The organism is Candidatus Aquicultor sp. (assembly GCF_054640775.1).
Window position 1 is genome coordinate 1 of sequence record NZ_JBTSLF010000171.1, and the last position, 5,224, is coordinate 5,224.

Consider the following 5,224-nt stretch of genomic DNA (forward strand, 5'->3'; position numbering starts at 1 on the left):
CAACGCCTAGATAATAGGTAGCTCTAATTATTACAGAACAACCAAAGGAGGTGAAATTGTGAGGAGGGCTTTTCTCACCCTAGGGCTCGTCCTGGTAATGGTCATTGCAAGCTATGTCGGTGGGTCGATTCATCCGTTTAGGGCCCAAGCAAAGACATTCACGAATGCCAGTGAAGCAAGAACTCACTTTACGATGCGCGAGCACGTCGACAAGGAGAGGACCGGCAACTTCAAGTGCAAGAAAGCGGTCTTGACTACATGTCCGCCGTGTCCAACTACTTGTCCGCCATGTCCGACGACGTGCCCAACAAGCCCGAAGATATGTGCGGCCAGCTCGACTACATGTCCGCCTAGCAGTTCGTCGACATGCCCAACGTCATCAACAACCGTAGCTCCATCCACAACAGTATCCCCAGCAACTACGTCAACATCAGTACCCAGCACGACATCGACAACCGTTGCCCCAACCACAACGAGCACAACGCCTGTATCGTCAAGCTCATCGGTCGTTAGTGTAACGTCATCGTCACTAATCAAGGTAGCGGCGGCGACAAGCACTACGCTAAGAGCGGCGTTGCCGTTCACAGGCGCACCGGTTAATCCATTTATACCGATCGGAACCGGAATCGTAGCCTTCGCTCTATCGTTCCTACGCAGATATAAGCCATAGAAACGCTTGATCTAGGTAAGGGAACGCAAACGGCGTGGTCGATTGTGATCGCGCCGTTTTTTATACCTTTGGAATTCTGATTGCCTAGTTAAGATTGTTGTACTGCTCAATTAAGGAGTTTTCTTCTTGCCGCTTTGCTTCATATGCCTTGCGCATGGTCTCATACTCGCTGACTTTTTTATTGAACGCGGCTACCTGTGAGTTATATGTCGCAACCAGGTCGTTATGCTTTGTCACGAGGCTGTCATATGCCACAATATCCGTGCCCTTGGCTGCCTCAAGCTGGCTCTTTACTTGCTCGATTGAACTCTTGGTCTGCTTTATCTGAGCCTTATCGACCTCGGTCGCGGCGTAAAAAGCATCCAGCCTGCTCTTCATCTGGTTTAACTCGGGTTTGTACTTGTTAATGTTTGCCATCATCGAATTAAGGTAATCCGCCCTATAAGAGGTGATGGACGCACTGTAGCCGATATCGACCGGTACTCCATAATAGCTGTAACCGAAGATATCGGCGTTGTTGAGTATATCATCGTTTCTCACATCGCTCAGATAGATGTACGAAGGCCTGAGCTTGTAAAACGTTGCGCCCTTGGATTGACCCCATGTCGGGTCGAACGGAATCCACCCGTATTTCTTCGTATACGCCTCCACCCAGGCATGCCCTTTTGTCGCGTCCGTACGCTCGGTCGTTATACCGCCTATAGAACGCGTCGGTATCCCGTTCGCTCTGCAGAGCGCCACGAACAAGTCGGCAAACTCGACGCACACGCCCTTCTTTGCCTGGGCTGCTTTGGCGGCCCCCAGCGCCTCCCAGTGAGTGCTGTTAACCTTCTGCATATCGTAAATCATATTCTTCGTGACATAGCGATAGGTCTTGTTGAGCGTCTCCATCTCGTCCGCGCCCTTCACCTGCTGGGCCAGCGCCTTAATCGTCGGATCACCGGTCTCGATATATTTCTCGGCTTTTAGATACTCCTTAAGCTCCTTATCGCTTAAAGCCGGCGCCGCTTTATTATTAAGCGCAATGGTAAGGTCGTACCTGAACAGCTTGATCTTCGTCATTACCTGGATAGTAAAGTCCTGCTTCGCGTTCTCTATATCGAACTGCGCGTACCGGTTGTCCCCTAAATCAAATACCTTGGTAGACTTTACATTAAAATCCGTGCTTAGTACCTTCTGCTTACCCTCCACCGTTTTCGGGATCAGCGTCGTTATGACGACCTTTGAGCGCCTGCCCCAACCCGACACCCCCGCCGCATTCGCGTGACCCGAAGCCGCTACCTTATATGACATGGTCAATGTCAGAACATCCGAGTCGGCTACTGAGGCTGGGTCAAATGATTCTTGCGAGGCCTCGTTCACCAGGGTCACCGGCTTCGGCTCGCCCCTGCTCGAGACAGGTTTCTTTACATCGGGTTTATTATTCGGAAAGTTTAACGCCTCTACCCGCTCTTTGGCCTTAGATACAAGCTCCTTCGGGGCCGACGAACACCCGGCGACGAACAGCATAATACCGGCCATTGCCATCAAGGCTATATAAAACGATGTTTTCCTTTTCGACTTGTTCATGCTCTCTCCACGCGCCGATACTGCACATATCCTGCACAATCATACATAGTTCTAGCTCTTTATGCGCAGGTTCATGCCCTTATTATCCATGCTCCGACAATAGCGTGTAAACAGTACACTCTCTACTCTAGTATAAAATGCTGGGGAGGGGTTGACTATCTAAAGATGGGATTTACCTGAAATAAGCTTTGCGCACACGATCTACGGCGAGGTTCTCACAGCGCCTGTTTCTTTAGATGATGTATAAAATTAGTGAGGCTAAGGCCGTTAGCTGCATATATGCTAGAATTATTGGTTCGACTAAAAGAAATATAAATAGTACGATTAGGCAAGAATATTGTTTGGTTTGTTATTGTTATGGGCCTTAGCCCCGGTGGTTCATCTTCATTATATGGATAGGCAAGGCAATCATCCTATACCTCCCCAGGCATAAATCACGTAATACTTTTTTAGCATAGAAACAAGGGCTCTCAGGTCAAGCCAATCAGCTCCTTTACCTGCCGTATCTCTTTTCAAGCACGCGCAACAACCCTTAATAATTTTTTAACAAAGCCCCGGGATCGGCCTCCAGAATACAAAAAGGTAAGGCTTTTACCGCCGCTTGTTCTAGGTGTGAGCAAAGGCTGCTCGATATTTCCCCAGCTAACAGCACCCGTTACCCCAATGCGACCCGAAATCATGCGCTTAAAACTCTTGGGACCCTATATTAAAAAAAGCGCTTGAACCCATTACCTATGTACTATTTGCTCGTTATCAATAGTAGAACCGGCAACAGATGGAGAGCGATTCAGATGATTATATACTACCTCGCGTGGGCGAATTCAGGCGGACAGTTTCTCGTCCTTGCCATTCACGCACTTTGTTTTGTCATTGTTCTTCTCGTCAGCCTACTCTACCTAAAAGAGTAAATGGCGCGTTTGGCACCAAAGAGCTTGGTGAAGCATTGCATTAGACCTGTAGCAAGGGTATATATGTCTTATGGATAACGGACTCTTTTAGAAAGATACTATGTCTGAGGCAAAATTCAAGCTGTTCGCGATAAGAGCACTTCATACAGGGATATTCATCTTTGAAGGGTCTTGCATCGTTTACGTGCTTTATGCGAGCTTAACCTTACGTCACATTCCTACCTGGCCCCAAGGTCGTCTGCTATTTCTTGCGGTCACTGTGATTATCGTAGAAGGCTTAGTGCTTGCTCTTAATAAAGGCAAATGTCCCCTGACAGGACTTGCACAAAAATACGGCGGCAAAGAACAGCGCGTCGCCGACCTTTTCCTCCCAAAAGTGTTTTCACCGTATGCATTGCGGGTGCTGACAGCCATGTTCATCTTTGCAATTATCGTGCTTATTATCAAAAGCACAACTACCCTCTAGACGAAGTATCCAAAATCAGTGCAAATAAAAGGCCTGCTCTTAACCAACCTCTCTCAATACTCAGACACAGAGGAACTAACGTCCTCTTAACCCCACAACGAAAAGTGGGTTTACTTGAAAGCAAACCCACTTTTTCACTCGTCTTCGGCATTAATGAGCCAAGCAATACTAGGCGGCCAGTTTGTTGTCTTTATTAACAACCGGAACGCGAATTATGTGGCGTTCTTCCAAGATTTTTGCCGCGTCTTTCAGGGGGGGCATTATCCCGCACGGTCACCGGATCTTTTGTCATAACTTGTTCTGCAGTCAGCGATTCTAACTCTTTAGCTGCTTCAGTCGATTTCTCGATAAGATCGATCTCTGTTACAACGCCAATTACATACTCGCTATCATCAACAATGGGCATGCCACTAAATCTGCCCTTCATCAGCTCATAGCTCACATCACGGGCAGAGGTCATGGGATATGCTCGCGCAACCTCGGTTTTCATCACGTCCTGCACAGTTTTAGCATTGAAGTCATGCAGTGCCATATTCTCACCTCCCATAGCTCTTTGCCTTTATTTACCCGTTAAATTCCAGGAAACTACTGCGAATATTTTTAATCGCAAAAAGTTCAATGATGGAAAGAAACGGAAGTCACAGTTTGGTCACGAAACACCGAAAAACATGGTAAAATACGGTCAGATACAGACAAGACAAAACAGAGAAATTGCAGTTCAACAACGAAACACCCATCATGCCACTGCAGCTCAGCAGGTTGTCTAGTATATTAGTGCTAGAATCGCGCATAGCAAACAACCACCGAGGAGGATTTATGTCAAGGCTTGAAGAGAGTATCGAAATTGCAAATCCCCAGCATCCGCATTGTGCCACAGTCCTTTTGCTCGACACATCAGGGTCAATGGTAGTCAATGGCAAGATTAAACAACTTAACGATGGCTTACGGTTCTTCAAGGAGGATGTCACATCTGATGAGCTAGCGAGCAAAAGAGTAGATTTAGCAATTATTACCTTTGGAGATGGGGTAACTGTTGCCCACGACTTCTCATCAATGGAAGATTTTAACCCGCCTGCATTACATGCCTCAGGCTTAACGCCTATGGGTGAAGCCATTCTTAGAGCAATCGATTTAATTGAAGAACGTAAATTTGAATACAAGAGTAGAGGTATCGATTACTACCGCCCATGGATATTTTTGATCACGGATGGAGAACCTACCGATATGAAACCAGGCGATGCAACCTGGAATAAGGTAATCGCAGGTATTAATGACGGAGAGAATAACAAGAACTTCTTATTCTTTACAGTAGGAGTCGAGCCGGCGGATATGGACGTACTAAAGCAGCTCTCGCCCTCAAACCGAGAGCCTGTAAGGTTAATGCCCGGCAAGTTTAAAGCTATGTTCGAATGGTTGTCAAAAAGCCAAGGCAGAGTATCGGCTTCCAAAGTCGGCGAAAATGTCCAGCTAGACAGCCCAGCTGGATGGGCAGAGATCTCAACAATATAAGGCACAGGAGGATATGGTTGAAAACATTAGCGACGCCATATTTTTTTGGTGCCTCGGTCATAGGTCCACTACACGCTCAGTTAGCTATGCCGTGTCAAGATT

Annotated in this window: 5 protein-coding genes; 2 read left to right on the plus strand and 3 right to left on the minus strand. The window is 47.1% G+C overall.

The features are described 5' to 3' along the window. Positions 1–183: 183 nt before the first annotated feature. On the minus strand, positions 184–585 hold the full coding sequence (locus ACYC56_RS11875) for a hypothetical protein (RefSeq protein ID WP_461374393.1): 402 nt from the start codon (positions 583–585) through the stop codon (positions 184–186). A 169-nt stretch (positions 586–754) separates the two neighbouring features. Further along, positions 755–2,239, minus strand: coding sequence for a transglutaminase-like domain-containing protein (locus ACYC56_RS11880; protein WP_461374394.1), 1,485 nt, complete (start codon positions 2,237–2,239; stop codon positions 755–757). A gap of 1,008 nt (positions 2,240–3,247) precedes the next feature. Between ACYC56_RS11880 and ACYC56_RS11885 the strand changes: the two genes are divergently transcribed. Further along, positions 3,248–3,613, plus strand: a complete 366-nt coding sequence (locus ACYC56_RS11885; RefSeq protein WP_461374395.1) for a hypothetical protein — start codon at positions 3,248–3,250, stop codon at positions 3,611–3,613. Between the two features lie 193 nt (positions 3,614–3,806). On the opposite strand, the gene ACYC56_RS11890 is transcribed toward ACYC56_RS11885, so the two are convergent. Further along, positions 3,807–4,145 carry a CBS domain-containing protein gene (locus ACYC56_RS11890; RefSeq protein ID WP_461374396.1) on the minus strand — a complete coding sequence of 113 codons (339 nt, stop codon included), beginning with the start codon at positions 4,143–4,145 and terminating at the stop codon, positions 3,807–3,809. A gap of 284 nt (positions 4,146–4,429) precedes the next feature. Between ACYC56_RS11890 and ACYC56_RS11895 the strand changes: the two genes are divergently transcribed. Next, on the plus strand, positions 4,430–5,122 hold the full coding sequence (locus ACYC56_RS11895; RefSeq protein ID WP_461374397.1) for a vWA domain-containing protein: 693 nt from the start codon (positions 4,430–4,432) through the stop codon (positions 5,120–5,122). Positions 5,123–5,224: the final 102 nt, after the last annotated feature.